At 71.5% G+C, this 26,791-nt stretch carries 23 protein-coding genes; 10 read left to right on the top strand and 13 right to left on the bottom strand.

The window, feature by feature from the left end:
* Together scpA and mutA are read right to left on the bottom strand one after the other, a co-directional pair.
* Complete coding sequence (gene scpA, locus AB0M70_RS23025; RefSeq protein WP_365822140.1) at positions 1-2,202, bottom strand: methylmalonyl-CoA mutase; 2,202 nt, start codon at positions 2,200-2,202, stop codon at positions 1-3.
* Positions 2,202-4,052: a methylmalonyl-CoA mutase small subunit gene (gene mutA, locus AB0M70_RS23020; RefSeq protein ID WP_365822138.1), complete on the bottom strand. Its 1,851-nt coding sequence runs from the start codon at positions 4,050-4,052 to the stop codon at positions 2,202-2,204. Before mutA ends, scpA begins: the two co-directional genes overlap by 1 nt.
* 419 nt (positions 4,053-4,471) lie before the next feature.
* Between mutA and AB0M70_RS23015 the strand changes: the two genes are divergently transcribed.
* Positions 4,472-4,834, top strand: coding sequence for an SAV_915 family protein (locus AB0M70_RS23015; protein ID WP_365822136.1), 363 nt, complete (start codon positions 4,472-4,474; stop codon positions 4,832-4,834).
* Between the two features lie 53 nt (positions 4,835-4,887).
* Entirely contained in the window at positions 4,888-6,228 is a 1,341-nt protein-coding gene (gene lysA, locus AB0M70_RS23010; RefSeq protein WP_365822134.1) for a diaminopimelate decarboxylase, read from the top strand.
* A 26-nt stretch (positions 6,229-6,254) separates the two neighbouring features.
* On the opposite strand, the gene AB0M70_RS23005 is transcribed toward lysA, so the two are convergent.
* On the bottom strand, positions 6,255-6,890 hold the full coding sequence (locus AB0M70_RS23005) for a response regulator transcription factor (RefSeq protein ID WP_365822390.1): 636 nt from the start codon (positions 6,888-6,890) through the stop codon (positions 6,255-6,257).
* A complete protein-coding gene (locus AB0M70_RS23000; protein WP_365822132.1) occupies positions 6,890-8,026 on the bottom strand; it encodes a histidine kinase in 1,137 nt (378 codons plus the stop codon). The genes AB0M70_RS23005 and AB0M70_RS23000 overlap by 1 nt, the downstream gene beginning before the upstream one ends.
* Positions 8,027-8,245: 219 nt before the next feature.
* Between AB0M70_RS23000 and AB0M70_RS22995 the strand changes: the two genes are divergently transcribed.
* Positions 8,246-8,872 carry a DedA family protein gene (locus AB0M70_RS22995; protein ID WP_365822388.1) on the top strand — a complete coding sequence of 209 codons (627 nt, stop codon included), beginning with the start codon at positions 8,246-8,248 and terminating at the stop codon, positions 8,870-8,872.
* A 5-nt stretch (positions 8,873-8,877) separates the two neighbouring features.
* Here the strand turns inward: AB0M70_RS22995 and purB are convergent, their stop codons facing one another.
* Positions 8,878-10,320, bottom strand: a complete 1,443-nt coding sequence (purB, locus tag AB0M70_RS22990) for an adenylosuccinate lyase (RefSeq protein WP_365822130.1) — start codon at positions 10,318-10,320, stop codon at positions 8,878-8,880.
* A gap of 128 nt (positions 10,321-10,448) precedes the next feature.
* Positions 10,449-10,859: a DUF4259 domain-containing protein gene (locus AB0M70_RS22985; protein ID WP_365822386.1), complete on the bottom strand. Its 411-nt coding sequence runs from the start codon at positions 10,857-10,859 to the stop codon at positions 10,449-10,451.
* Between the two features lie 135 nt (positions 10,860-10,994).
* Here AB0M70_RS22985 and AB0M70_RS22980 point away from each other — a divergent pair, with 135 nt between their 5' ends.
* Together AB0M70_RS22980 and AB0M70_RS22975 are read left to right on the top strand one after the other, a co-directional pair.
* The gene (locus tag AB0M70_RS22980; protein WP_363206557.1) at positions 10,995-11,345 is read left to right on the top strand and encodes a hypothetical protein; all 351 of its coding nucleotides are present in this window, start codon (positions 10,995-10,997) and stop codon (positions 11,343-11,345) included.
* A 384-nt stretch (positions 11,346-11,729) separates the two neighbouring features.
* Complete coding sequence (locus AB0M70_RS22975; RefSeq protein WP_365822127.1) at positions 11,730-12,152, top strand: hypothetical protein; 423 nt, start codon at positions 11,730-11,732, stop codon at positions 12,150-12,152.
* Between the two features lie 38 nt (positions 12,153-12,190).
* Here AB0M70_RS22975 and AB0M70_RS22970 read toward each other — a convergent pair whose 3' ends face one another.
* Positions 12,191-12,970 (bottom strand): SGNH/GDSL hydrolase family protein, encoded by a 780-nt coding sequence (locus tag AB0M70_RS22970; protein ID WP_365822125.1) that lies wholly within the window; start codon positions 12,968-12,970, stop codon positions 12,191-12,193.
* Positions 12,971-12,987: 17 nt separating this feature from the next.
* Here AB0M70_RS22970 and AB0M70_RS22965 point away from each other — a divergent pair, with 17 nt between their 5' ends.
* On the top strand, positions 12,988-13,464 hold the full coding sequence (locus tag AB0M70_RS22965) for a GNAT family N-acetyltransferase (RefSeq protein ID WP_365822123.1): 477 nt from the start codon (positions 12,988-12,990) through the stop codon (positions 13,462-13,464).
* A gap of 37 nt (positions 13,465-13,501) precedes the next feature.
* Here the strand turns inward: AB0M70_RS22965 and AB0M70_RS22960 are convergent, their stop codons facing one another.
* Positions 13,502-13,984 carry a DNA-binding protein gene (locus AB0M70_RS22960; protein ID WP_365822121.1) on the bottom strand — a complete coding sequence of 161 codons (483 nt, stop codon included), beginning with the start codon at positions 13,982-13,984 and terminating at the stop codon, positions 13,502-13,504.
* A gap of 347 nt (positions 13,985-14,331) precedes the next feature.
* On the opposite strand from AB0M70_RS22960, the gene AB0M70_RS22955 reads away from it, so the two are divergent.
* Entirely contained in the window at positions 14,332-14,940 is a 609-nt protein-coding gene (locus AB0M70_RS22955; RefSeq protein WP_365822119.1) for a hypothetical protein, read from the top strand.
* 90 nt (positions 14,941-15,030) lie between these two features.
* On the opposite strand, the gene AB0M70_RS22950 is transcribed toward AB0M70_RS22955, so the two are convergent.
* Positions 15,031-18,219: a carboxyl transferase domain-containing protein gene (locus AB0M70_RS22950; RefSeq protein ID WP_365822117.1), complete on the bottom strand. Its 3,189-nt coding sequence runs from the start codon at positions 18,217-18,219 to the stop codon at positions 15,031-15,033.
* Between the two features lie 100 nt (positions 18,220-18,319).
* On the opposite strand from AB0M70_RS22950, the gene AB0M70_RS22945 reads away from it, so the two are divergent.
* Positions 18,320-18,982 (top strand): TetR/AcrR family transcriptional regulator, encoded by a 663-nt coding sequence (locus tag AB0M70_RS22945; RefSeq protein WP_365822115.1) that lies wholly within the window; start codon positions 18,320-18,322, stop codon positions 18,980-18,982.
* A gap of 11 nt (positions 18,983-18,993) precedes the next feature.
* Positions 18,994-20,667, top strand: a complete 1,674-nt coding sequence (locus AB0M70_RS22940) for an AMP-binding protein (RefSeq protein ID WP_365822113.1) — start codon at positions 18,994-18,996, stop codon at positions 20,665-20,667.
* On the opposite strand, the gene AB0M70_RS22935 is transcribed toward AB0M70_RS22940, so the two are convergent.
* The 4 genes from AB0M70_RS22935 to malX all read right to left on the bottom strand — a co-directional run bounded on the left by AB0M70_RS22935 (position 20,618) and on the right by malX (position 24,738).
* Positions 20,618-21,307 carry an HAD family phosphatase gene (locus AB0M70_RS22935; RefSeq protein ID WP_365822111.1) on the bottom strand — a complete coding sequence of 230 codons (690 nt, stop codon included), beginning with the start codon at positions 21,305-21,307 and terminating at the stop codon, positions 20,618-20,620. The two genes, AB0M70_RS22940 and AB0M70_RS22935, sit on opposite strands and share 50 nt — an antisense overlap.
* A gap of 26 nt (positions 21,308-21,333) precedes the next feature.
* Positions 21,334-21,816, bottom strand: coding sequence for an Lrp/AsnC family transcriptional regulator (locus tag AB0M70_RS22930; RefSeq protein ID WP_365822109.1), 483 nt, complete (start codon positions 21,814-21,816; stop codon positions 21,334-21,336).
* 110 nt (positions 21,817-21,926) lie between these two features.
* Positions 21,927-23,120 carry a MalY/PatB family protein gene (locus AB0M70_RS22925; RefSeq protein ID WP_365822107.1) on the bottom strand — a complete coding sequence of 398 codons (1,194 nt, stop codon included), beginning with the start codon at positions 23,118-23,120 and terminating at the stop codon, positions 21,927-21,929.
* Between the two features lie 4 nt (positions 23,121-23,124).
* Positions 23,125-24,738, bottom strand: a complete 1,614-nt coding sequence (gene malX / locus AB0M70_RS22920; protein WP_365822105.1) for a maltose/glucose-specific PTS transporter subunit IIBC — start codon at positions 24,736-24,738, stop codon at positions 23,125-23,127.
* A gap of 201 nt (positions 24,739-24,939) precedes the next feature.
* Between malX and AB0M70_RS22915 the strand changes: the two genes are divergently transcribed.
* Positions 24,940-26,790 carry a glycoside hydrolase family 15 protein gene (locus AB0M70_RS22915; protein ID WP_365822103.1) on the top strand — a complete coding sequence of 617 codons (1,851 nt, stop codon included), beginning with the start codon at positions 24,940-24,942 and terminating at the stop codon, positions 26,788-26,790.
* Position 26,791 lies beyond the last annotated feature (1 nt).

Here is a 26,791-nt window from a genome sequence, read left to right as displayed (position 1 = left end):
TCACAGCTCGTGGCCGAGGTCGGCCGCAAGCCGCTTCACCAGGTCGTACGCGGCGTCCGGGATCACTGTGCCGGGCGGGAAGACCGCGGCGGCACCCATCTCCAGGAGCGTCGGCACGTCCTGCGGCGGGATGACGCCACCCACGACGATCATGATGTCCTCGCGGCCCTCGGCGGCGAGCTCCGCCCGCAGCGCCGGCACCAGCGTGAGGTGCCCGGCGGCCAGCGACGAGACGCCGACGATGTGCACGTCCGCCTCGACCGCCTGGCGCGCGACCTCCGCCGGGGTCTGGAAGAGCGGGCCGACGTCCACGTCGAAGCCGAGGTCGGCGAAGGCGGTGGCGATGACCTTCTGGCCGCGGTCGTGGCCGTCCTGGCCCATCTTGGCGACCAGGATGCGCGGCCGGCGCCCCTCGGCCTCCTCGAAGGAGGACACCAGGGTGCGGGTGCGCTCCACGGACGGGGACGAGCCTGCTTCGGTGCGGTACACACCGGAGATCGTACGGATCTGCCCCGCGTGCCGCCCGTACGAGGCCTCCAGGGCGTCCGAGATCTCGCCGACGGTCGCCTTCGCGCGGGCCGCGTCGACCGCCAGAGCCAAGAGGTTGCCCTCGAGCCCCGGGCCGGGGTCCCGCTCGGACGCCGCCGTCAGCGCCCGCAGCGCGTCCTGGCAGGCCGCCTCGTCGCGCTCCTCGCGCAGCCGCTTCAGCTTGGCGATCTGCTGGCTGCGAACGGAGGAGTTGTCGACCTTGAGGACGTCGATCTGCTCGTCGGTCTCCACGCGGTACTTGTTGACGCCGATGACGGGCTGACGCCCCGAGTCGATCCGCGCCTGCGTACGGGCCGCGGCCTCCTCGACGCGCAGCTTCGGGATGCCCGCGTCGATGGCCTGCGCCATGCCGCCCGCCGCCTCGACCTCCTCGATGTGCTGCCAGGCGCGGCGCGCCAGGTCGTGCGTCAGCTTCTCGACGTACGCGCTGCCGCCCCAAGGGTCGATCGTCCGCGTGGTGCCCGACTCCTGCTGGATGAGCAGCTGGGTGTTGCGGGCGATGCGCGCGGAGAAGTCGGTGGGCAGGGCGAGCGCCTCGTCGAGGGCGTTCGTGTGCAGCGACTGGGTGTGGCCCTGCGTCGCCGCCATCGCCTCGACGCAGGTACGGGTGACGTTGTTGAACACGTCCTGCGCGGTCAGTGACCAGCCCGAGGTCTGCGAATGAGTGCGCAGCGACAGGGACTTGGGGTTCTTCGGGTCGAACTGCTTGACCAGCTTCGCCCACAGGAGGCGCGCCGCGCGGAGCTTGGCGACCTCCATGAAGAAGTTCATGCCGATCGCCCAGAAGAAGGAGAGCCGCGGCGCGAACGCGTCGACGTCCAGGCCCGCTTCCTGTCCGGCCCGCAGGTACTCCACGCCATCGGCGAGGGTGTACGCGAGCTCCAGGTCGGCTGTCGCGCCCGCCTCTTGGATGTGATAGCCGGAGATCGAGATGGAGTTGTAGCGCGGCATCTTCTGCGAGGTGTACGCGAAGATGTCGGAGATGATCCGCATCGAGGGCTTGGGCGGATAGATGTAGGTGTTGCGGACCATGAACTCTTTGAGAATGTCGTTCTGGATGGTCCCGGCCAGCTTTTCGGGCGGTACGCCCTGCTCCTCGGCGGCCACGATGTAGAGCGCGAGCACGGGGAGTACCGCGCCGTTCATCGTCATCGACACGGTCATCTTGTCCAGCGGGATGCCGTCGAAGAGCTGACGCATGTCGTAGATCGAGTCGATCGCCACGCCCGCCATGCCGACGTCGCCCGTCACCCGCGGGTGGTCGCTGTCGTAACCGCGGTGCGTCGGCAGGTCGAAGGCGACCGAGAGGCCCTTCTGCCCGGCCGCGAGGTTGCGGCGGTAGAAGGCGTTGGACTCCTCGGCCGTGGAGAACCCGGCGTACTGACGGATCGTCCAGGGCTGGTTGACGTACATCGTCGGGTAGGGGCCGCGCAGGTAGGGCGCGACACCCGGATAGGTCTCCAGGAAGTCGAGACCTTCGAGGTCGGCGCCCGTGTAGAGCGGCTTGACCGCGATGCCTTCGGGCGTCTCCCACAGGAGGTCGTCGTCGGCCTTGCCCGTGGATTCCTTGACGGCGCTGCGCCACTGGTCCTTGGAGACCTGGGACGCGGCGTCGGACGTCAGGCCGACACCGGTGAAGTCGGGGATCGCCATTACGCCACTCCCATGTGGTCGAGGGTGGAGGAGAGTACGGACACGGCGTCGCAGCCGGCGAAGACGTACGCGTCGACCGCTGGGTACTCGGCGGGGCGTCCGGCGAGGAACACCCGCTGGGCGCCCGCCGACTTGAGTACTTCGGCGACTGCTTCGGCCTGCTCCTCGTACAGCGCGTCGCTGGAGCAGAGGCACGCCACCGTGGCGCCGCTTGCCTTGAACGCCTCGGCGGCCGTCGTCGCGTCCACTGTCGCCGGGTCGTGCACGGCTTCGATGCCGCCCGCCTGGAAGAGGTTCGAGGCGAAGGAGGCGCGCGCGGTGTGTGCGGCGGCCGGTCCGAGCGCGGCGAGGAAGACCCGGGGGCGGGCCCCCGTCGAGGCGAGGTGTGCGTCCGAGCGCGAGCGCAGCACCTCGTACGCCTCGTCGCGGCGGACGCGCGGCAGGCCGCCCGTCGCCTCGGCGGGCGGGGCCTCGCGCTCGACCGGACGCTCCGTCAGGTTCGGGAACTCGCTGACGCCGGTGATCGGTTCACGTCGCTTGGCCAGCTTCTCGCTGCGCTTGGCCCAGGTGGCGGCGAGGCGTTCGCCGATCTGTCCGGAGCGCAGGGCCGCGGCCTGGCCGCCCGCGCGCTCGATCTCCTGGAAGAACTCCCAGCCCGCGTGGGCCAGTTCATCGGTGAGCCGCTCCACGTACCAGGAGCCGCCCGCCGGGTCGATCACCTTGGCGAGGTGCGACTCCTCCAGGAGGATCGTCGAGGTGTTGCGGGCGATGCGGCGCGCGAACGCGTCCGGCAGGCCGAGCGAGTGGTCGAAGGGCAGCACGGTCACCGAGTCGGCGCCGCCGACACCCGCGCCGAGGCAGGCCACCGTCGTCCGTAGCATGTTCACCCACGGGTCGCGGCGCGACATCATCACCGGCGAGGTCACGGCGTGCTGCCGCTGCGCCCCCGCGTCCGGTGCGCCGCAGACCTCGGCCACGCGGGCCCAGAGCCGCCGGGCCGCCCGCAGCTTCGCGATGGTCAGGAACTGGTCGGCGGTGGCCGCGTACCGGAACTCCAGCTGGGCGCAGGCCGCCTCGACCGTGAGTCCCGCCTCGGTCAGCTCGCGCAGGTAGGCGACCGCCGTGGCGAGGGAGGCGCCGAGCTCCTGCCCGGCCGAGCCGCCCGCCTCGTGGTACGGCAGGGCGTCGACGGTCAGCGCGCGGAGGTTCGGGTACTCCTGCCTGCACAGCCGGGCCAGCTCGATCGCGGCGGCGGTGTCGAGCCGCGCGCCGGTGCGGGCCTCGTGGCCGAGCGGGTCCGCGCCGAGGGTGCCGTGCGCGGAGTCCTTGGGGATGCCCCGCTCCTCGTACAGGCGGAACAACTCGCGGGCCGCGGGCTCGAACTCGGCGCCCGCGTCCATCGCGACCGGCGCCAGGTCGAGGAAGACACCCTCCAGGGCGCGCTCGATGCCGGAGACCGGGAGCGCGCCGGGGCCGACGCCGAGCCACAGCGAGGTGACGCCGTTCTCCAGGTCCGCGAGCACGGTCTCGTTCGAGGCCGCGGGGTCCGTGGCCGCGTGCCGCTGCCGTACGTCCCAGCCGGCCGCGGCACTGCCCGCGGCGGTGCCGCCCCTGACAAAGGGGGCGAAACCCGGGTAACCGGCGTCAGGCGCGGCTTCACGGGCGGTGTACAGGGGGCGGGTGCTGAGCCCGTCCTCGAGTGCGGTGGACAGCGCTTCCTCGGCGGCCGGCCCCGATACGTCCTTACCCGATTTGCGCAGCACGCCTTCCACCAGGCGCTGCCACTGCTCATGGGTCGCATCAGGGAACTCGGCGGCCAGGGAAAGCCCGTCGTCAGGCAGGACCGTCATGGGCATGATGCTAGGGCGCAACCCCTGGCACTCGGTGCCGTCCAGGGCTGTGACCTTGGCCTCTCCCGCACTCTCTTGATCTCAAACGAGCGGACGGCTACGGCGGGGTGGGGCCTGGGCCCGTATGTGCCTGTTCCGGCGTCGTTCCAGGCCAGAGGCCCTGAAGGGCTCCTTCGGTAGCGGCGCGGTCGATGCGCCGCTAGACCCGCGGCGACGTAGTAGCTGGCTGAGGAGCAAGCCGTCTGCGACAGATGTGCGGGGCGTCAAGCCCTCGTCAACGTGGATCGCCTCTTCGTCAACGTCCCGTCATGACGGCTCGGTCGGCACCTGATGCCGGGCATAGCGTGACGACAGCTCACAGCAGCAGGCTCATCGAGCAGCAGGATCAACGAGCAGCAGGATCCTCAAGGAGGAATTCCATGGCAGAGACCCAGTGCGGCGAGGACCCCGAGCCCTCCGAACCCGGCCCGGCCGGACCGCTCTTCGTCCCCGTCCGGCCGGGACCCGCGGGCTGCGTCGCCCGCCTGTTCCGCACCCCCGTGGGCGGCCGCACCGCCGTCGCCTTCACCACGCCCCAGCGGCTCAGCGCCGCCCTCGGCGACCGCCAGGCCTGGATCAGGCTCTCGGAGCCCGCGTTGCGCACCCTCACCGAACCGCTCGGCGTCCGCGAGGTCACCGTCGACCCACGGCTCGCCGCGCACCCCGTCGGTGCGCCCCGGCGGCGGCTCACGCCCGCCTGGCGCACGTGGGACCCGCGGGCGGTCGGCGCGCTGACCGCCTGAATCAGCTGACCTGCGGCACGCGGAACGAGGACGAGGCGAAAGAGAGACTGCCCGTGACCACCCTGTACGACCCCCTGACCACCGGCGCCACCGCCGACGACGACCTGTCCGTCTGGCCCGCGTCCACCGCGCGGCTGCCCCACGGCGACCTGGCCGTCGGCGGCGTACCGCTCACCGAGATCGCCGGGCGTTTCGGTACCCCGGCGTACCTCATCGACGAAGGCGACGTACGCACGCGTTGCCGCACCTACCTGCACGCCTTCCCCGACGCCGAAGTGCACTACGCGGCCAAGGCGTTCCTGTGCCGCGCCATGGCCCACTGGGTGGCGGAGGAAGGTCTCGGGCTCGACGTCTGTTCCGCCGGGGAGCTGGAGCTCGCCGTCACCACGGGCTTCCCCGCCGAGCGCATCGTGCTGCACGGCAACGCCAAGAGCCCGCACGACCTGGAGGCCGCGCTGCGGCTCGGCGTCGGGCGCATCGTCATCGACAGCGCCTCCGAGATCGCGCGCCTCGCCGCCGCCGTGCCGCCGGGCAGTCGCCAGAAGGTGCTGGTCCGGGTGGTGCCGGGCATCGCGGCCGGCGGCCACGCCAAGATCCGCACCGGGACCGACGACCAGAAGTTCGGCCTGTCGATCACCGACGGTTCCGCGCAGCACGCCATCGCCCGCATCCTCGGCCAGCCCGGTCTCGAACTGGTCGGCCTGCACTGCCACTTGGGCTCGCAGATCACCACCGAGAAGCCGTTCCTGGCCGCCGTACGCCGACTGGTCGGCCTGATGGCCCGCATCAAGGAGCAGCACGGCGTCACCCTTCCCGAACTCGACCTCGGCGGCGGGCACGGCATCGCCTACCGCCCCGGCGAGGAAGCGCTCGACATCACCGCCCTCGCCCGCAAGGTGCGCGCCGAACTGACCGGGAGCTGCGCGGCGGCCGGGCTCACCGTGCCCAGGCTGCTCATCGAGCCGGGGCGCGCCATCGCGGGCCCTGCCGGAGTGGCCCTCTACCGCGTGCTCGCCGTCAAGCGCACCGGCGGGCGCACCTTCGTCGCCGTGGACGGCGGGATGAGCGACAACCCGCGGCCCGCGCTGTACGGCGTGCGGTACGCGCCGCGCCTGATCGGCCGGTACTCCACGGTCCCAGCCGCGCCGGTGACCGTCGTCGGGCGGCACTGCGAGGCGGGCGACGTACTCGCCTCCGACATCGAACTGCCGGGCGACATACGGCCGGGAGACATCCTGGGCGTGCCGGTGGCCGGGGCGTACCACCTGTCCATGGCCTCCGGCTACAACCTCGTCGGGCGCCCGCCCGTGGTGGCCGTCGCCGACGGGCACGCGCGGCTCCTGGTGCGGCGCGAGTCCCTTGAGGACTTCCGCAGCAGGGACGTCGGCCTGTAACCCCCGTGGCCCCGCACGGCGGCCGGTCAGGACCCGAGATAGCGCAGGACGGCCAGCACGCGGCGGCTGTACCCGGTCGTCCCGGTTAGCTCCAGCTTGTCGAAGATCGCGTTGATGTACTTCTCGACGGCGCTCTGCGAGACGTGCAGCTGGCCGGCGATCGCGGCGTTCGTGTGCCCCTGCGCCATCTTGCCGAGCACCTCGCGCTCGCGCGGGGTCAGGCGCTGGAGCGGGTCGGTGTGGCTGCTGAGGGTCAGCAACTGCCGTACGACCTCCGGGTCGAAGGCCGTCTGGCCCGAGGCGACCCGCTCCAGCGCGTCCAGGAACTCGTCGACCTGGACGACCCGGTCCTTGAGCAGATAGCCGACACCTTCGGTCGCGGTGGTCAACAGCTCAGTGGCGTAACGGCGTTCGACGTACTGCGACAGCACGAGCACACTCGTCTGCGGCCACGTCGCCCGGATCTCGAGCGCGGCCCGCAGCCCCTCGTCGGTGTGCGTGGGCGGCATCCGTACGTCGATCACGGCGGCGTCCGGCGGATCCTCGGCGACGGCGGCGAGCAGCGCCTGCGCGTCACCGACCGAGGCTGTGACCGTGTGCCCCTCGTCCACGAGAAGCCGGGCCAGGCCCTCCCGCAGCAGCGTCGAGTCGTCGGCGAGCATTACGCGCATGGGAGCTCCGCGGTGATGAGGGTGGGCCCACCGGCGGGGCTCTCCACGGTGAGGGTTCCGTCCAGGGCGGCGACGCGCCGGGCGAGCCCGAGCAGTCCGCTGCCGGAGGGGTCGGCGCCGCCCCGCCCGTTGTCCTCGACGCGCAGACGCAGCACGGCACCCCGCCGTTCGCCGTGGACGGTGACGAGGGTGGCGCCAGAGTGCTTGACGGCGTTGGTGACGGCTTCGGCAGCGACGAAGTACGCCACGGCCTGGGCGGTCGGCGGCGGCGTCTCGCGCAGGTCGCAGCGCAGGCGTACGGGGATCGCCGCCCGCTCGGCGACCGTCTCCAGGGCGGCGGCGAGCCCGCCCTCGTCGAGCGTCGCCGGGTAGACGCGCCAGGCGACCTCACGTAGTTCGACCAGGGCCTGCTGGGTCTCCTCGTGCGCCTGGGCGAGGAGCCGCGCGGACTTCTCCGGCTCGGAGGCGCGGCGGGCCCTGCCGAGCAGCATGCCGAGGGCGACGATGCGCTGCTGGACGCCGTCGTGCAGGTCGCGTTCGATGCGCCGCCGCTCGTCGTGCACGGCCTCCACCACACCGGCGCGGCTCGCGACGAGTTCGCCGATCCTGCGCTCCATGAGCTGCCCGTCGTTCGGGCCGAGGTATCGGCGGGCGTGCCGCTCGTCGGCGAGCGCGACGCCGTACGTGCCCTGCACACAGAGGTAGAACAGGAAGAGGCCGCCGACGGAGGAGAGGATCAGAGTGGCGGGGGAGTTGATGTCGGCGACGAACCAGCCCCACACCGCCAGCGAGGCATAACCCGCCCCCAGCAGCGCGCAGCCGAGCACGACCCCGCCGAGGAGTCCTACCGCCCAGCGCGACGCGATGTAGTTCACGGCGGGCAGGCCGGTCGGCGGCGTGGCCAGCTCGGTGCCGAAGAAGGCGGTCATGCGCCGCCGCTCGAGATCGGCGAGCCGCCGGGCTCCGGCCACGATCCGGGTCTCGGCCCCACGCCCGGTGCGCCGCCCCAGGGTGGCGAGCAGCCACAAGCCGGCCACCAGGGCGAAGGCCAGCTCGGCGAGGCCGGTGAGGGCGCCCGCGAGGACGCCGACGGTCACCCTGAGCCAGCGCTGGAGATGCGTACGCATGATCGATGACGCTAGCCCAACGGCCGGGCCATCGGGACTGCGGAAAACCACAATGCTGCCCTGCGGTACACCGCACACGACCTGTGTGGCCGCCCTCATACCGTCACGCGCCACGCCTTCCGTAGCGTCGAGTGCATGATCCTCACTGCCGCGCACGCATCCTCGACCCCCGCGAACGACGCCCCGGTCGGCGGTGTCGCGGGCTGGGCCGCCGATCTCATGGACTCGTTCGGTGCCGTCGGCGCGGGAGCGGCCATCGCCCTGGAGAACCTGTTCCCGCCCCTGCCCAGCGAGGTGATCCTGCCCCTCGCGGGATTCGCCGCGAGTCAGGGCAAGTTCGGCCTGATCACGGTGCTGCTCTGGACCACCGCGGGTTCCGTGATCGGCGCGCTCGCGCTCTACGCGATCGGGGCGCTCCTCGGCCGGGACCGCACCGTGGCCATCGCGGCCCGCCTCCCGCTCGTGAAGGCACCCGACATCGAGCGCACGGAGAAGTGGTTCGCCCGGCACGGCACCAAGGCGGTCTTCTTCGGCCGGATGATTCCGATCTTCCGCAGCATGATCTCGGTGCCGGCGGGCGTGGAGCGGATGCGCCTGCCCGTCTTCCTCGCCCTGACGACCGCGGGCAGCCTCATCTGGAACGCCGTGTTCATCCTGATCGGCCACGCCCTCGGAGCACGCTGGCACCAGGTCTCGGACCTGGTGGGCGTGTACTCCAAGGGCGTTCTCGCGGCGGTGGCACTGGCGGCGCTGACCTTTGTGGTGCTGCGGGCGCACGCCCTGAAGGGGCACAAGGAACAGCGCGACAAGCCACGACGCGCCCGCAGCAAGGGAAGCTCCCGCTGAGAGCCCTAGAGAATCGCCCCCGGCGCGTAGGCCGCGGCCTCGGGGTGCTCCTTGAGCAGCGCCTCGATCTGCGCGACGACGACGCCGACCTGGTCGCTCGCCGCGCCCGTGAACGACAGCTTGTCGGCCATGAGGGCGTCGAGCTCCGCGCGGTCCAGCGGGATGCGGGAGTCAGCGGCGAGCTTGTCGAGGAGTTCGTTGCGCTCGGCACCCTGCTCACGCATGGCGAGCGCGGAGGCGACGGCGTTCTCCTTGATGGCCTCGTGGGCCTCCTCGCGGCCGACGCCCGCGCGCACCGAGGCCATCAGGACCTTGGTCGTGGCGAGGAAGGGGAGGTAGCGGTCCAGCTCACGCGCGACGACGGCCGGGAAGGCGCCGAACTCGTCGAGGACGGTCAGGAAGGTCTCGAGCAGCCCGTCAAGGGCGAAGAACGCGTCCGGCAGGGCCACACGGCGGACGACCGAGCAGGAGACGTCGCCCTCGTTCCACTGGTCGCCCGCCAGCTCGCCGGTCATCGAGGCGTACCCACGCAGAATGACCGTGAGGCCGTTGACGCGCTCGCAGGAGCGGGTGTTCATCTTGTGCGGCATCGCGGACGAGCCGACCTGGCCCGGCTTGAAGCCTTCGGTGACGAGCTCGTGCCCGGCCATCAGACGGATGGTCTTGGCCAGCGACGAGGGGCCCGAGGCGAGCTGGACCAGGGCGGTGACGACCTCGTAGTCGAGGGAGCGGGGGTAGACCTGTCCGACCGAGGTGAAGGCGCGCTCGAAGCCGAGGTGACCGGCGATGCGCTGCTCGAGCTCGGTCAGCTTGTCGGCGTCGCCGCCGAGCAGGTCCAGCATGTCCTGGGCCGTGCCGACGGGGCCCTTGATGCCGCGCAGGGGGTAACGGTTCAGCAGGTCCTCGACACGGCGGAACGCGACGAGCAGCTCGTCGGCGGTCGTCGCGAAGCGCTTGCCCAGGGTCGTCGCCTGCGCGGCCACGTTGTGGGAGCGGCCGGCCATGACCAGCTCCGCGTACTCACCCGACAGCTTGCCCAGGCGCGCGAGCACCGCGACGGTGCGGTCCCGCACCAGCTCCAGGGAGAGGCGGACCTGCAACTGCTCCACGTTCTCGGTCAGGTCGCGGGAGGTCATGCCCTTGTGGACCTGCTCGTGCCCGGCGAGCGCGTTGAACTCCTCGATGCGGGCCTTCACGTCATGGCGCGTGACCTTCTCGCGCTCGGCGATCGAGGCGAGGTCGACGTCGTCGAGAACCCGCTCGTAGTCGGCGAGGGCGGCGTCCGGCACCTCGATCCCCAGGTCCTTCTGCGCCCGCAGGACGGCGAGCCAGAGCTGACGCTCCAGCTTGACCTTCTGCTCGGGCGACCAGAGGGTGGCGAGCTCGGCGGAGGCATAACGCCCGGCGAGGACGTTCGGGATACGGGGCTTTGCAGGCGCGACAGTCACGTGTACGGAGTTTACCTGCCGTCCGACCTGCTCTTTGACCGTCCGTACAGTCCGCGGAGCGCGGGGCGGTTGGAGCATCATCCAGGCGTGGCGCCGTCGTGACAGCGGGCCTCCTGCCGCGACGGGACCTACTCGCCGGACGGCCGCAGCACTCCTCGCAACCCCTCGACTCCCTCGCGCCAGGGCTCCCCGTCGGACTGCTCCCACAGGTCGCGCAGCTCCGAGCCCTCGGCCAGCACACGGTCCAGGGCCTGGAGGGCGGGGCCACGCAGCGAGAGAAGGTCGGGTATCGGCTGCTCCGGTCCGTACACGGGGTCGACGGGCTCGCCGCCCGGACACTGCGCGGCCACCAGGGCGGCGGCGGCCACGGCCGTCTCGGCGACGCTGGCGTCCAGCTCCGCCTCGTCATCCGCTGCGGCGCCGATGCTCAGGGCGGCCCGGACAAGACCGAGCCGGTCCTCGGCGGGGGCGTCGTCGAGGTCTCCGCAGAAATCCGCCGCGGTGTCGTTGTCGAACGGCCCGACATCCCAAGTGCCCATGGTCATTCCCGCTTTCGTCCCGTGCCGGACACCGTTCTGTCCAGCTCCGGGCATCGTGCCATCGAGCACTGACAACGGCCGGTCACCGGCTGTGCCGCAACTCCCGTTGATCCACCTACGTCTAGGCTTCACCACATGGAGCAGCGCGAGATCATCCAAAGAGTCGTCGGCATCCTGACCGAGGCGATCGAGATGCGCCGACAGGTACGGGAGAACCCGGACGGCGAGGTCGAACCCAGCGGCGCGGTGGGCGCGATGCTGGAGGAGATGCTGCCGCGCATCGAGATCCCCGCCGACGCCACCGCCATAGAGGTCGCCGAGGTGGTGGGCCGGGAACTGAGTCCGGTCATCGAGCAGATCACGTCGGCCTTCGCCTTCTCCTTCGCGCAGTTGGCGGAGGCACACGACGAGGGACGCACCGACGTGACGTCGGCGGACGTCCTGCAGTCCATCGCCCTACACTTCGAGGACGAGGTGGAGGAGTAAGGGCCCACGCCCGACGGCGCGGCCGGGCCACCCCTGGGGCGTCCCGCCCGCGCCGCTTTACGCTGCGCGGCCTGATGCAGGGGGTCGGTACGGGGACTGGGGATGGACACAAGACCAGGGCGATCCAGAAAGCGTGCCCGGCCTACCTCACCCTGGCGGCCCAGATCCGCACGGCGCTGCTCGACGTCGCCCGCCGCCACGCCCGGGGCTCCGGGTGCGGGACGGCACGGCGGGGCGGAACCTGAAGAGATGAGCGACAAGACGCCGCGGGGGAGCCAGGGCGATCCGGCCCCAGGGCCCCCTGGAGGCCCCCTGCGATGGGGAGCGGAACCTCCGAGAGCACCGCGATCCCGGCGAGGCTGGCTGACACATGGGGCTGCGGCGGTGGCCGGGTTCGTCATCGGCGCCGTCATCGTCGCGGCGGCCACCGGAGGGTCGGGCTCCGGTGACAGTGCAGAGCCGTCCGCCACGATCACCGCGACGGAGACGGTGGCCGGGAGCGGTGAGCCCGACTCCTCGCCGAAGTCCAGCGCCCCAGCCTCCGAAGAGCAAGGGGACAGCGACGGCATTCCCGGCGACGGCACCTTCGTCGTCGGAACAGAGGCCGAGCCGGGTACGTACCGCACAGCGGGACCTGCGGACGACGTCATCGACAACTGCTATTGGGCGCGTCTGAAAAGCACTTCCGGGGCTATTGGCGACATCATCGCCAACGGCAACACCAAGGGACCGGCAACCGTCACGATCTCGCCCGGTGACAATGCGTTTCAGACGACCGGCTGCAAGGACTGGAAGAAGGTCGACTAGCGCCCGAGTCGCGGATCGCTGTCCCGGAGCGCGCCGCCTTACTCCCGCGGGTCCTCCCACGGCAGTAGGTCCGGGCGTTTGGCCGGGAGGCCGTCTCCTGAGGAGCGGCCTGTGAGGCGGCGGGCTATCCATGGGGCCAGGTGTTGTCTGGCGAAGCGGATGTCCGCCACGCGGCGCGCGGCCCAGGTCGGCGGGGCCGTGGCCGGGAGCAGGGTCTGCCAGTCGTCCTCGGGGTCGTAGCCGAGGGACTGCCACACCGCTTCGGCGACCCTGCGGTGGCCCTCGGCCGTCAGGTGCAGCCGGTCCACGTCCCACATGCGCTGGTCGCCGAGCGCGGCCGACCCGTACAGGTCCACGACCGTGGCGCCGTGCCGAGCCGCCAAATCGTCGATGTGGACGAAGAGTTCCTCCATGCGCGGGCGGAAGCGCTGGAACACGGGGCCGTTCCTGCCCGGGCTGCGCATCAGGACCAGCTGCTTGCAGGCGGGGGCCAGGCGTTCGACCGCCTCCTCCAGGAGGTCGCGCACGCGGACCATGTCGCACTTGGGGCGCAACGTGTCGTTGAGACCGCCCACCAGGGTGATCACGTCGGGCTGCATGGCCGCCGCGACGTCCACCTGCTCGGCCACGATCTGCCCGATGAGTTTCCCGCGTACGGCGAGGTTGGCGTACCGGAATCCGGGGGAGGCGGCAGCCATCCGGGCGGCGAGCAGATCTGCCCAGCCGCGGTAGGTGCCGTCGGGCTGAAGGTCCGACATGCCCTCGGTGAAGGAGTCGCCGACCGCGACGAGACTGGTGTAGTTGGCATTCATCTGCATGGCGGGAGCGATCGTACATGGAGCTTCGACCCTTCGCCGTGGCGGACGCGGCCACGGTGGCGCGCTGGCCCGCCTCCGCCGCCGAGGTCGCCCTGTGGTGCGGGTCGCACGACTTCCCCGTGGCCGCGCGAGTGGTGGCCGGATGGCAGCAGGACCCCGACGCGCACGGGCATGTGCTGGTCGCGTGCGGGACGCTCCTCGGCTACGGGGAGGTGTGGTGCGACGAGGAGGAGGGCGAGGCGGAACTCGCCCGCGTCATCGTGGCGCCGGGCGCCCGGGGGCGGGGCATCGGGCGGCGGCTGGTGCGGGGCCTGGCCGAGCAGGCACTGCGGGCCGGCTACACGGAGATCTTCATGCGCGTCCACCCCACGAACACCGCCGCCTTGCGCTGCTACCACGGGGCCGGCTTCCTGCCGGTTGCCCCCGCTCTGGCCAAGGAGTGGAACGCCCCGCAACCCGTCAGCTATGTGTGGCTCCGGCACACGGGGACGTGAGGGCGAGCGAGGGGGGAGTGAGCGGTAACGGTCGCGGCTACGGGCTTGGGGGCGTGGTGTCCGCGTCGGCGACCGACGTACGGCCGACCAGCCGTTCGTAGCGCTGCCTGGCCGCCTGCGGAGTGCCGAGGCCGAGACCGAAGGCGATCTCCGGCCAGGTCATGCCCCGGCCGCGCGCCATCTGCAGAAGTCCGGCCTCCACCTGGTCCATCTCGCCGCGCGCCATCGGCATGAGCGTCAGCGCCGCGGTGATGTCCGCGTGGTCCACCTCCGGCTCACCCTCCTCGCGATCCGCGACTCCGGTCAGCAGGAACGTCACGAGCCTCGCCGCCTCGTACGGACCGACGATCGTGGCGTGCACCTGGCGCCGCCGCTGCTCGTCCGTGGCCGCGTGGCGCTCGGCGATGCGGAACAGGGCGGCGGGGGCGCGACCCGCGCGCACCTGGTCCGGGTGCGTGGGGCTGAAGGAGTCGGTCTCGGCGGGCTGCTGCTCCGGCTGCTGCTCCAGATTCGAGGTCATGCCGTCCAGCATGGGGTGGCACACAATGTGGTGTCAATGGAATGTTGTGAACAATCTGTTTGCATCGGCAGGCCGTGAGGCGTCCCAGTCGCCGGGCGAGGCGGCGTGTGGAACGGTGGAAAACACCTGAAATGCCACTCCTGGCACACCCGGCGAGAGGGGAAGCGCATGTCATCGAAGCGACGTCGCAAGAAGAAGGCGCGCCGTAAGCACGCGGCCAACCACGGCAGCCGTCCCCAGTCCTGACCGTCAGTCCTGACGGTCGCCGGCCGGCGCCCGTGCAACCGGTTTCTGTGTGATCTCGTCAACAGCCTTGCCACCCCGGTCAACGGGTGAACAATGGTGCAATGTTGGAGTTGTTGCGAGAAGTCGGCGTAGAACTGCCGGGCGGTGCCGGGCTGTTGAAGTTCGGCATGACGCCCGGCGAGGTCCTACAACTGTTGCCGCCCGACAAGGTCACGCGGCACCGGCAGTGCATGGGCCTGACCCTGGACCAGTACGCGGAGCTCCGCCACGCGCACGACGCCTGGCTCGGCGGCCTCCTCTTCGAGCCCGAGTGGAACTTCGACGCCGAGCTCGACGGCGTGGTCCTGGGCTTCGGCGGCGGCGGGCCCGGCGTCACGGATCGGCTCGCCCGCGTGGAGATCCAGGCGCGGGCCCGGCCGGACCGCCCCGAAGCGACTCCGGTGGCCTGGGACGACATCGACCTCTTCGGCTATCCCGCCGCGGAGATCGTGGCCGTACTGCCCGGGGCCACCGCGACGCCGGGCGGGCCGCCGCCCGCCGACGTGGCGGTGGGCGAGCTCGGCCTGCGCCTCTCACGCGCCAGGCCGACGGCGGAGCACTGGGAACGGGTGACCCTCTTCGGTCCCGGATCCGGCAGCTGGGGCGCCTGTTGCGCGGGCGGACTCGTCTGCGCCGAGCAGGGGGACGGCCTCGTGGGGATCATGTACTGATACGGACGGGGCTGGGCACCGGGCTCGCGCGACCGGGACCGATCGGACCCGCGACCGAGACCGGACCCGTGACCGGGCTTCGGTCGCCGGTCACGGTCGCGCCCCACCTGCCCCACCTGCCCCACCCGCCCCCTCCAGCGCCGCAAGGATCCACCCCCGCGAATCCGCCGGGTCGATGACCGCGTCGATCTCCAGCGCAGCCGCCGCGTTCACCGCCTTGCCGTGCTCGTACAGCTCGGCGACATGGGCGTCGAACACCCTCTGCCGCTCCACGGGATCGACGATCGCCGCCAGTTCCTTGCGGTAGCCGAGGCGGACGGCACCTTCCAGCCCCATCCCGCCGAACTCGCCGCTCGGCCACGCCGCCGTGGCCACGGGGGCGCGCGTGGAGCCGCCCATCATGGCCATCGCACCGAGGCCGTACGCCTTGCGCAGCACCAGGCTGACCAGCGGGACGCGGAGCTGGGCGCCGGTCACGAAGAGCCTGGAGAAGTGCCGTACGGTCGCGGTCCGTTCGGCGCCCGGGCCGACCATGAAGCCCGGTGTGTCACAGAGGGAGACGACGGGCAGCCCGAACGCGTCGCACAGCCGCAGGAAACGCTCCGCCTTGTCGGCCGCGTCACGGTCGATCGCCCCACCCAGATGTCCGGGGTTGTTGGCGAGCAGCCCCAACGGCCGGCCCTCGACGCGTACGAGAGCCGTGAGGATGCCCACGCCGAAACCGCGCCGCAGTTCCAGGACCGAGTCCGTGTCGGCGATGCCCTCGATCGCGGCCCGCACGTCATAGGCGCGACGCCGGTTCTCCGGAACCGCGTGCCGCAGGAGCCGGGGGTCCGGTGCCTCCCAACTGCGGTCTGCCCCAGGGTCGTACGCGAAGTAGGACAGGTACTTCCGTGCCACCCGCACCGCCTCCGCCTCGTCGGCCACCGCGACGTCCACCACCCCGTTGGGCACCTGCACGGAGAGCGGACCGACCTCCTCGGGACGGAACACGCCGAGGCCCCCGCCCTCGATCATCGCGGGACCGCCCATCCCGATGCTGGCCTCCGGCGTCGCGATCACCACGTCGCAGGTGCCGAGCAGGGCCGCGTTTCCCGCGAAGCACCGGCCCGACGCGATGCCAACCAAGGGGACTTGACCGCTCAGTCGCCCCATCTGATGAAACGTCGTCACGTCGAGCCCGGCGACCGACGTCGAGTCGGTGTCCCCGGGGCGACCGCCGCCGCCCTCGGCGAACAGCACGACGGGCAGCCGCCTTTCCTCCGCCAGTTGGAGCATCCGGTCCGTCTTGCGGTGGTTCTGCAGACCCTGGGTGCCGGCGAGGACGGTGTAGTCGTACGACATCGCCACGCACCGCACGCCGTCGATCCGCCCCGTGCCGGTGACCATGCCGTCGGCGGGCGTCGAGGCGATCAGGTCGTCGAGGGAGCGGCGGCGGCGCTGGGCGGCGATCGCGAGGGCGCCGTACTCCGTGAACGTGCCGTCGTCGCACAGGTCGTCGATGTTCTCGCGAGCCGTGCGGCGCCCGATGCGATGGCGTTTGGCGACGGCTTCGGGGCGTCGGGCGTCCAGGCCGATTGCGTGCCGCTCCAGGGTCTCGGCCAGGTCCGGCCGGATGGCGTCCGGGTCCGAGATCTCCTCGGCGAGCCCCGTGGCCGCCTCGCCCGCCGCCGATGCCTCCACCGTGACCAAGGGGTGGCCCTCCGAGGCCGTGCCGCCGACGTGCGCGTGCAGGGCGGTCACCGTTCCGGGGGTCGTCGCGCGCAGGACGTGCTCCATCTTCATCGCCTCGAGCACGAGCAACTGCTGCCCGGCGGCGACCTGTTCGCCCACCGACACGTCGACGGTGACGACCGTCCCCGTCATGGGGGCGACGACGGCCGAGTCCGCGCTCGCCGGTGCGTCATCGGGCAGCAGTTCCGCCATGTGCTCGGCCACGAAACCGGTGTGCGCGCCACCCGCGGTGAAGCCCGGATGGGCCAGCAGTGCGCGCAGGAGGGGGATTCCGGTGCGTACGCCCTCGACGGCGAAGTCCGCCAGGGCGCGGGACGCGCGTTCGCAGACCGCGGCGAAGTCCCCGTGGGGCGTGTACGTGATGACTTTGGCGAGCAGTGAGTCGTAACGCGCCCCGATCTCCGCTCCGTTGCGCGCCGCCGTGTCCACGCGCACCCCGCGGCCCGTCGGCACGTCGAAGCGGGTGAGCGTGCCGGTGGAGGGGAGGGCGGTGCCGTCCGGCAGGGGGGACTCGGCGTTGACGCGCGCCTGGAGTGCGAAGCCGCGTGGCTCGGGCGGCGGTCCGGCGAGACCGAGCGCCGCGAGTGATTCGCCCGCGGCCAGGCGCAGTTGTGTCATCACCAGGTCGACGCCCGTCACCTCCTCGGTGACCGTGTGTTCGACCTGGAGGCGGGGGTTGGCCTCGATGAAGTGGATCTTCTCGCCGCGGAGCAGGAATTCGAAGGTGCCGAGGCCGGTGTAGCCGCACGCGCGGGCCATCCGCAGGGCCGCGGTCACGAGCTTTTCCCGGACCGCCGGGTCGAGTCCCGGTGCCGGAGCGATCTCGACGAGCTTCTGGTGGCGGCGCTGGGCGCTGCAGTCGCGCTCCCAGAGGTGGGTGATCTCGCCGGTCACGTCGCCCAGGACCTGGACCTCGATGTGGCGGGCGCCGGTCAGCAGCTCCTCCACGTACAACTCCGCGCGCCCGAAGCCCTGCAGGGCCTCGGAGCGGCAGCGTTCCCACGCGTCCGCCAGCTCGTCGGGGTGCCGCACGGCCCGCATGCCGCGCCCTCCGCCACCACCGATGGCCTTCACCATCACCGCGCCCGAAGGGCCGAGTCCGGCAAGGAACGCGGTGGCGTCGGCCAGGCTCGTCGGCCCCCGCGTGCCCGCGAGGACAGGCACGCCCAGCCGCGTGGCGAGCGCACGCGCGCGTGCCTTGTCGCCGAACAGGCCGAGCACCTCGGGGGTCGGCCCCACGAACCGCAGCCCTGCCTCCGCGCAGCGCCCCGCGAACTCCGCGTCCTCGCTCAGAAATCCGTAGCCGGGGTGCAGCAACTCGCAGCCGGAACGGCGGGCCGCGGCAAGGACCGCGTCCGCGTCCAGGTACGCGGCCGGACCCGTGCCGCCCAACGGCTGCGCCTCATCGGCCAGTTGCACGTGCCGGGCGGCGGCGTCGTCCTGCGCGTACACGGCGACCGTGCGCAGGCCGGCCTCCGCGGCGGCCTGCAGGACGCGGACGGCGATCTCCCCGCGGTTGGCGACGAGCACGGCGGCAGAACCCATGAAGCCCTCCTGAGATATCCGGCCCTGAGGTATCCGCCCCTGAGGCATCCGGCGCCGCCATGCTCATTGACATTGGCGTCAACGTCAATAAGCTCGCCGCGTGGCACGACATCAACAGCCCTGGGCGACCCGCACCGCCCGCGACCGCAGCGACGCCCCGGCCCGTGGGCGGCTCCTGGACGCCGCCGAGGCCGTGTTCGCGCGGCGCGGGTACGGCGCGACGACCATCGCCGACATCACCGCGGAGGCGGAGGTCTCGCGGGCGGGCTTCTATGTGTACTTCGCGTCCAAGGAGGAGATCTTCCGCGTCCTCGCGGTGCGCGTACGGGACGCGTTCCTCGCCGCGCAGGATGTGCCGGGCGTCGACCGTGACGATGCCCGCGAGGTCGTCGAGGCGTCGACCGCCGCCTTCATCGCCGCGTACGCCCAACACCTGCCACTGCTGCGCCTGTTGGAACAGCAGGCGCAGACCGACACGGACGTACGCGCCCTGTGGGAGGAGACCCAGGAGCGCCCGATCCACCGCTCCGCCCGCTACATCCGGCGGCTCGCGGCCGAGGGCACGGCCCGGCCGGTCGCCGATCCGCTCGCCGTGGCACGCGCGGTCGGCGGCATGAGCATCCAGTTCGCCCGGCTCACGGCGTCCGCCCCGGAGACGTACGACGCGGCCGTGCGCGACGTGACCGCCATGTTCCTGCACCTGCTCGGAGTCGATCACCCGGACCTGGACCCCGATCGGACCCCCGACCGGGCCCCACGCTGAGGAGCCGCCCCATGCCCAGGGAAGACCAGCTGCGCGACCTGCGTGCCCGCCAGGAGAAGGCCCGGCGCGGACGGCAGGGGGACACGGCGGAGCATCGCACGGGCACGCGGACCGTGCCCGGCCATGTGGCGCACTGGGCGCGGACCGCGCCGGAGCGGCCCGCACTCGTCTTCGGTGACGAGGTCATCTCGTACCGCCAACTCGACGAACGTACGGACCGGTTGGCGGGCTGGCTCGACGCGCGGGGCGTGCGGCCGGGCGACCGGGTGGGCGTGCAGCTGCCCAACTGCCCGCAGTTCGTCGTCGCGATGCTGGCCGTGCTGCGCGTCGGAGCGGTGCATGTGCCGGTCAACCCGATGTTCCGCGCGGCGGAGCTGAGCCATGAACTGCGGGACGCGGGGCCCGAAATCGTCGTCACGCACAGCTCACTGACCGGTGTGCTCGACGAGGTGCGCGCGGGGACGACCGTACGGGACGTCCTGGTGGCCGACGACAGCGAGGCGTGGGCCGCGGCCGTGGGGCACGCGCCGCTCGGGCGGACGGCCGACGACCTGGACGCGCTCGCCGCGCTCAACTACACCGGCGGCACCACCGGGATGCCCAAGGGGTGCGAGCACACACAGCGCCACATGGTCTACACGGCCACCGCCATCGACAACGGCCGCGGCCCCCTGCCGTCGGACGACGGCATCGTCTCGCTCTGCTACCTGCCGGTCTTCTGGATAGCGGGGGAGAACCTCGGGATCCTCGCGCCGCTCGTCTCCGGCGGCACCAGCGTGCTGCTGCCCCGCTGGGACCCGGCCGCCGTACTCGCCGCCATCGCGCGGCACGGGGTCACCACCATGGCCGGGACGGTGGAGAACTACCTCGAACTGCTCGACCACCCCGACTTCGCACGCCACGACCTGAGTTCGCTGACCGATCCGCTCACCGTGTCCTTCGTCCGCAGGCTGCCCCCGGAACTCCGGGCCCGCTGGCGCGCGGCCGTCGGCCCGGACAGCGTGCTGCGTGAGGCCTCGTACGGCATGACCGAGACGCACACCAGCGACACCAGCACGCTCGGCTTCCAGGACGGGGACCACGACCTGTCGGGCGACGCGACGTTCTGCGGGCTTCCCGTCCCCGGCACCGACATCCTGATCGTCGACTTCGGAAGCGGCGAACCGCTGCCGATCGGACAGCCCGGCGAGATCATCGTCAGCGGCCCTTCGGTGCTCACCCGCTACTGGCGGGCCCCCGAGGCGACGGCGGCCGCCCTGCGGGACGGCTGGCTGCACACCGGCGACATCGGGCGCCTCGACGAGGACGGCTGCCTGCACTACCTCGGCCGCGACAAGGACATGATCAAGGTCAAGGGCATGAGCGTCTTCCCCGCCGAGGTCGAGACCCTGCTCACCCGGCACCCCGACGTCCTCGCGGCGGCCGTCGTCGCCGTCCCCGACCCGGAGGCGGGTCAGCGCCCCCACGCGTACGTGCGCACCGCCCCCGGCAGCGCCCTCACGGCGCGGGACCTGCGCGAGTGGGCGGCCGGTGCCATGGCGACCTACAAGGTGCCGGCGGTCGAGATCCTGGACGAACTGCCGCTCACCGCGACGGGCAAGATCAAGAAGGCGGATCTTGCGGAGCGGGCGGCGGCTACGACCGGGCCGGCGCGGCCAGGTGGTCCCAGGCCGCCTGCGCGGTGAACTCGGCCTGCCCGCCCCGCAGCAGCAGTTCCGCCGACGCGAACGCCTCTTGGCCGGCGTGGGCGGTGACGTAGGGGATCGCGATGCAACGCATGCCCGCCGCGTGCGCCGCGACCGCGCCCGGAGCGGCGTCCTCCAGGACCACGCAGTCGGCCGGGTCCGCCCCGAGGAGCGCGGCGGCGGCCAGGAACACGTCGGGCGCGGGCTTGCCGTGCGCGACCTCCTCCGCCGAGACGACGGTGGTCAGGAGCGCGTCGAGGCCGGTGCCCGCGAGGATCGCCTCGATGGCGGCTCGGGACGACCCGGAGGCCACGGCCATCGGCACCCCGGCGCCGTGCAGCCGCTCCACGAACTTCCGCATCTCGGGGAAGACGTGGGTGTCGGCGCGGGCGAGCGCGAGATAGCGCCGGTCGAGCTCCGAGAGCAGTTCGACCACCGGTACGCCGATGCCGTACCGGTCCTTCCACGTGGCGAGGGTCTCCTGGGTGCCGATGCCCACGTACTGCTCGTTGTCGGCCCAGGTGTAGGCCACGCCGTGCTCGGCGAGCAGCTCGCGCGACGCCTCGTAGTAATTCGGCTCGCTGTCCACGAGCGTGCCGTCGAGATCGAAGATGACCGAGGTGCCGCCGAAGATGCTCATGCACTCCAGGATGCCAAAGCCGCAGTTCAACGCTGCTCGGCGGAGGCCTTGCCGATCGACTCGACGAGCGGCAGCAGACGGTGCGGGACGCGCTCGCGCAGCGCCATCTCCGTACGGGTGCGGACCACGCCCGGCATCTGGATCAGCTGCTGGACCACGTCCTCCAGGTGGCCGTTGTCCCGGGCCACCACGCGGGTCAGGAGATCACCGCCGCCGGTGATCGAGAACGCCTCGATGATCTCCGGCACGGCGGCGAGCGCGTCCCCCACCTCGTCCAGGTGCCCCTGGGTGACCTCGATGTGCACAAAGGCGAGCACCGGATGCCCGAGCGCGGCAGCCGACAACGAAGGCCCGTTCCCGGTGATCACCCCGTCCCGCTCAAGCCGATCAAGCCGCGCCTGCAGCGTCCCACGAGCAACCCCGAGCACACGCGCGTACTCCCGCACACTGGTACGAGGCTGCTCCAGAAGAAGCCGCAGAATGCGGGTGTCGAGCTCATCGACGGCCATGACACGGATCTCCCGGGTACGAGGGACAACTTCGCGACTGTACCAACGGACCACGGCGTTCAGCCCTGGAGGACCGGCCTGACCTGCGCAGACCGGCCCGGCCTCCCGTCTCAGCCCGCCGCGTCCCCGCGCTGGACCGCCCGTACCGCCGCCACCAGCGCCCTCGCCCCCCGCTCGACCTTCCCCCGTGGGCACCCCGCGTTCAGGCGTACGTGGCCGGGGGCCTCGTATGTTGTGCCGGGCATGATGGCCACCCTCTGGGTTTCGGTCAGTTCGCGTTGGAGGGGCTCGTCGTCCACGTGCAGGGGGCGTAGGTCGATCCAGGCTAGGTAGCCCGCCTCTGGTGGGGTCCAGTTCAGGGTGGGGAACGCCTTGTTCAGGTGGTCGGCGATCAGGGCGAGGTTGCCGCGGAGGTACGTGCCCAGGGCGTCCAGCCATGGGGCGCCCTGGCGGTACGCCGCGATGTGCCCGACCAAGGAGAGCACCGCCGGGGAGGACAGACCGTCGGCCTCCTTGAGGTTGCGGAGATACGCCTCGCGCGTTGCCGGGTCGGTGATGATGCCGTAACTGCCTGTCAGGGCTGGGATGTTGAAGGATTTTGATGCTGACGTCACCAGCGCCCATTGTCCCTCGCGCGTGCCGTGCAGGGGCCATGGGCGGTGGACGTGCGGCGGGTGGACCAGGTCCGAGTGGATCTCGTCGCTGATCACCGCGACGCCGTGCCGCGCGCATAGCACCGCGGTGCGGTCCAGCTCGGCCTCCGTCCACACGTGGCCGGTGGGGTTGTGGGGTGAGCAGAGCAGCAGGACGGACGTGTCCGGCAGGGCGAGGAGCCGTTCCAGTTCGGCCCAGTCGCCGAGCGGGCAGCCGAGCAGCCGCCGCTCGTGCGCGGCGATTGTTTTGGGGAACGCGTCGTACGTCGGCGTGTGGACGACGACGCCGTCGCCGGGGCGGGACCACAGGCGCAGGAGCTGGGAGATCTGGTAGATCACGGACGGGCCGTAGACGATCGACTCCGGGTCCACCTCGGTCGCGTGGCGTTCGCCGTACCAGTCGACGATCGCGGATAGGAAGTCCGTCTGGCGCCAGCGGGAGTAGCCGAGCACACCGTGGTCGAGCCTGCCGCGAAGAGCCGCCAGGACCGCGGGCGCCGTCTCGAAGTCCATGTCCGAGATGGTGAACGGCAGCAGGTCAGGGACGCCGAAGCGGTCCTCCACGTAGTCCCACTGCGTGCACCACGTGCCGTGCCGGTCGATGGGTTTGTCGAAATCGAAGTCGAAGCCGCGGTGGGAGGGGGCATGCATTTTCTCAGCCCACCCGCACCATCGACGCGATCGCGTCCTTCACCGACTGCACCTGCGGACCGATGATCACCTGCACATTGTGCGCGTCGAGCTTGATGACCCCCACCGCGCCCAGCTTCTTCAGCCGGGCCTCGTCGACCCGTTCGGCGTCCGCGACCGTCATGCGCAGGCGGGTGATGCAGTTGTCGAGGGTCTGGATGTTCTCGGCGCCGCCGATCGCCTCCAGGATCGCCACGGCGTCGTACTTCCCCGCGATCAGCTCACGGGGAGCTCCGGCCGCGTCCTCTTCCTTCTCCTTGGCGCGCGCCCCCTCATCGGCCTCCTCCGCCACCGGCTCCTCCCGCCCCGGCGTCTTGAGGTCGAAGCGGGTGATGGCCCAGCGGAACAGGAAGTAGTAGCCGGCGAACCACACGGCGGCGATGACGGGTATCAGGTACCACTTCGTGGTCGTGCCCTGAAGGACGCCGAAGACGAGCCAGTCGATGACATTGCCGTCGGTGTTGCCGATGAACACCCCGAGGACGGCGGCGGTCAGGAACCCGAGGCCGACGAGGACGGCGTGGAGCAGGTACAGCCACGGCGCGATGAACAGGAACAGGAACTCCAGCGGTTCCGTGATGCCGCCGACGACGCAGGCGACGACGCCGGAGACAAGGAGCGCCTTGATCTCCGGGCGCATCTTCTTGTTCGCGCAGTGGTACATCGCCAGGGCCGCGCCCGGCAGCCCGCCGAGGTAGACCGCCATCTTGCCCTGGGAGAGGAAGTTCGTGGCGTCGGTGACCGCCTCACCGGGCGGGGCCGCGCAGTTGAGCTGGGCGTAGAAGAGGTTCAGCGCGCCGGAGACCTGATCGCCGCAGACCGCGCCGGAGCCGCCGACGTCCGTGAAGCGGAACATGGCGACGAGGATGTGGTGCAGGCCGATCGGCCGGAGCAGCACCTCGCCCATGCCGAAGAAGAACGGGCCGAAGACACCCGCGTGACCGATCGCGCGCCCGAGGTCCGAGATCCAGCCGTTGAACGTCGGCCACACCAGCGGGATCAGCAGACCGAGCAGGCTGAGGACCAGCGTCGAGATGATCGGCACGAACCGCAGACCGCCGAAGAAGGCGAGCGCGTCCGGCATCCGCTGGGCACGAAAGCGCTGGTGGAGCACGCTGACAACGATGCCAACAGCTACGGCGCCGAGCAGTCCCGTATCGATGGACTGGATGCCGATGACGTCGGCGATGCCGTAGTGCGCGACGGCCTTCTCGTCCTCCAGGTCCACGCCCTTGGCGGTGAGGTAGAAGTTCACCGCCAGGTTCATCGCGGCGTAGCCGACGAAGCCGGAGAACGCCGCGACACCCTTGTCCTCGCGGGCAAGCCCCAGCGGGATGGCTATCGCGAACATCACGGGGAGGAACTTGAAGGCGACGAGGCCGGTGCTCGCCATCCACGTGAAGACGAGGTGGAAGCCCTCGCCCCGGAGGAAGGTGAGGTTGTCGGTGACGGCTTCGCTGGAGAGCGACGAGCCGATGCCCAGCATGATGCCGCAGAACGCGAGCAGGGCCACCGGGAGCATGAACGTCTTGCCGAGGCCCTGGAGGAATTCCCAGAGCGCGGACTTGGTCTTCTGCATGTGTGGGGGTCTTTCGGGCCTGAGCGGAGGCGAACTCGATCGATCCGCCCGGACGGATGAGATCACAGCGGTTCGGGGGCTGTCCATGGCCGTTGCACATGGTGGATGTGGTGCGTCGAGCGGGGGCCTGAGCCCAGGCCTGACGGGCCCGTCCGCCGTACAATGAGAGGGCGGCAAGGTGCACGACGGCGTGACTCGATCATGAACGCTCGCATCGAGGACTACGCCCTCATCAGCGACCTGGAAACCGCTGCCATGCTCGGCAGGGACGGGTCGATCGACTGGCTCTGCCTGCCGCGCTTCGACTCCCCGGCCTGTTTCGCCGCGCTGCTCGGCACGGCGGACAACGGGTTCTGGCGGGTCTCACCCGTCGGCGCGGGACCCTGCACGCGGCGGGCCTACCGCCAGGACACCCTGGTCGTGGACTCCCGCTGGGAGTGCCCGGCCGGTGCCGTGCGCGTCACGGACTTCATGCCTCCGCGCGCGGGTCTGCCCTGCATCGTGCGCGTCGTCGAGGGCCTGTCCGGCGCCGTGGCCATGCGCAGCGAACTGCGGCCGCGCTTCAACCAGGGCCGCGTCGTGCCGTGGGTGCGCCCTCAGGAGCACTGCACGGTCGCCGTGGCCGGCCCCGACTCCCTCTGGCTGAGCGCCGACGGCCCGATGGAGATACGCACCGGCCTTCACGACGCGACCGCCCATGACCCGGGCGTCCGTGACTCCAGTGCCCTGGACTTCACCGTCTCGGCGGGCCAGCGCCTCTCGCTGCAACTCGTGTGGGCCCCCTCCCACCTGCCCGAACCGCCCGAGCCCCTGCGGGTCCCGGCGGAGACCGCGCTGAAGGCGACCGGCGACTTCTGGCGGCGCTGGACCGCCAAGTGCCGCTACCAGGGCCCCTGGCGGGAAGCGGTCACCCGCTCGCTGATCACGCTGAAGGCCCTCACCTACGCGCCCACGGGCGGCATCGTCGCCGCACCGACCACCTCGCTCCCCGAGTGCGTCGGCGGCGAGCGCAACTGGGACCACCGCTACTGCTGGCTGCACGATTCCACGCTCACCCTCTCCGCCCTCCTGCGCAGCGGCTACCGCGACGAGGCGACGGCCTGGCTCGGCTGGCTGACGCGTGCCGTGGCGGGCGGCCCCGCCGACCTTCAGGCGGTGTACGGGGTGGAGGGACAGCGGCGGCTGCCGGAGGCCGAGGCGCCCTGGCTCTCCGGCTACGAGGGCTCGCGGCCCGTACGGTTCGGGAACGCCGCGGCCCATCAGCTCCAGCTGGACGTCTACGGCGAGGTCCTCGACACGCTCTATCTGTCGCTGCGGGCGGGAATCCCGATGCAGCCCCACCTGTGGAGTCTGGTGGAATCCCTGATGAGCCACCTGCGGGAGCACTGGCGCGAGCCGGACCAGGGGCTGTGGGAAGTCCGCGGCGCGGGGCGGCAGTTCGTCCACTCCCGGGTCATGTCTTGGGTCGCGGCGGACCGTGCCCTGCGCATGGGCGAGATGCTCGGCAGGAACGAGTCCGCGGGGGAGTGGCGCGCCATGCGGGACGCGGTGCACCGGGAGGTGTGCCGCGAGGGGTGGGACGAAGGACGGCGGACGTTCGTGCAGTCCTACGGGTCGCCCGCCCTCGACGCGTCGGCCCTGCTGATCCCCAAGGTCGGCTTCCTGCACGCCGACGACCCGCGGGTGCACGACACCGTACGGGCGATGGGGGCCCTGGACCATCACGGGTTCGTGCGGAGGTACGGCCACGACGGTTCGGGTGCCACCGGCGTGAACGGTGGCCCGGGTGCCATCGGCGTCGACGGCATGCGAGGCACCGAGGGCACGTTCGTGGCGTGCTCCCTCTGGTACGCCGACGCGCTGGCGGCCACCGGCCGGCTCACGCAGGCGCGGGAAACCTTCGAACGTGTCCTGGACGTACGCAACGACGTGGGTCTGCTCGCGGAGCAGTGGGACCCGGACAGTCACCGCCAACTGGGCAACGCACCGCAGGCGTTCAGCCACATCGCCCTGGTGGAGACGGCTTTCGCGCTGCAGGAGGCGGGCGCCTGAG

Origin of the sequence: Streptomyces sp. NPDC051214 (assembly GCF_040682375.1) — a bacterium.
Lineage (GTDB): Bacteria > Actinomycetota > Actinomycetes > Streptomycetales > Streptomycetaceae > Streptomyces.
The sequence above is the reverse complement of the archived record's forward strand: the minus strand, read 5'-3'. Positions and strand labels throughout refer to the sequence as shown.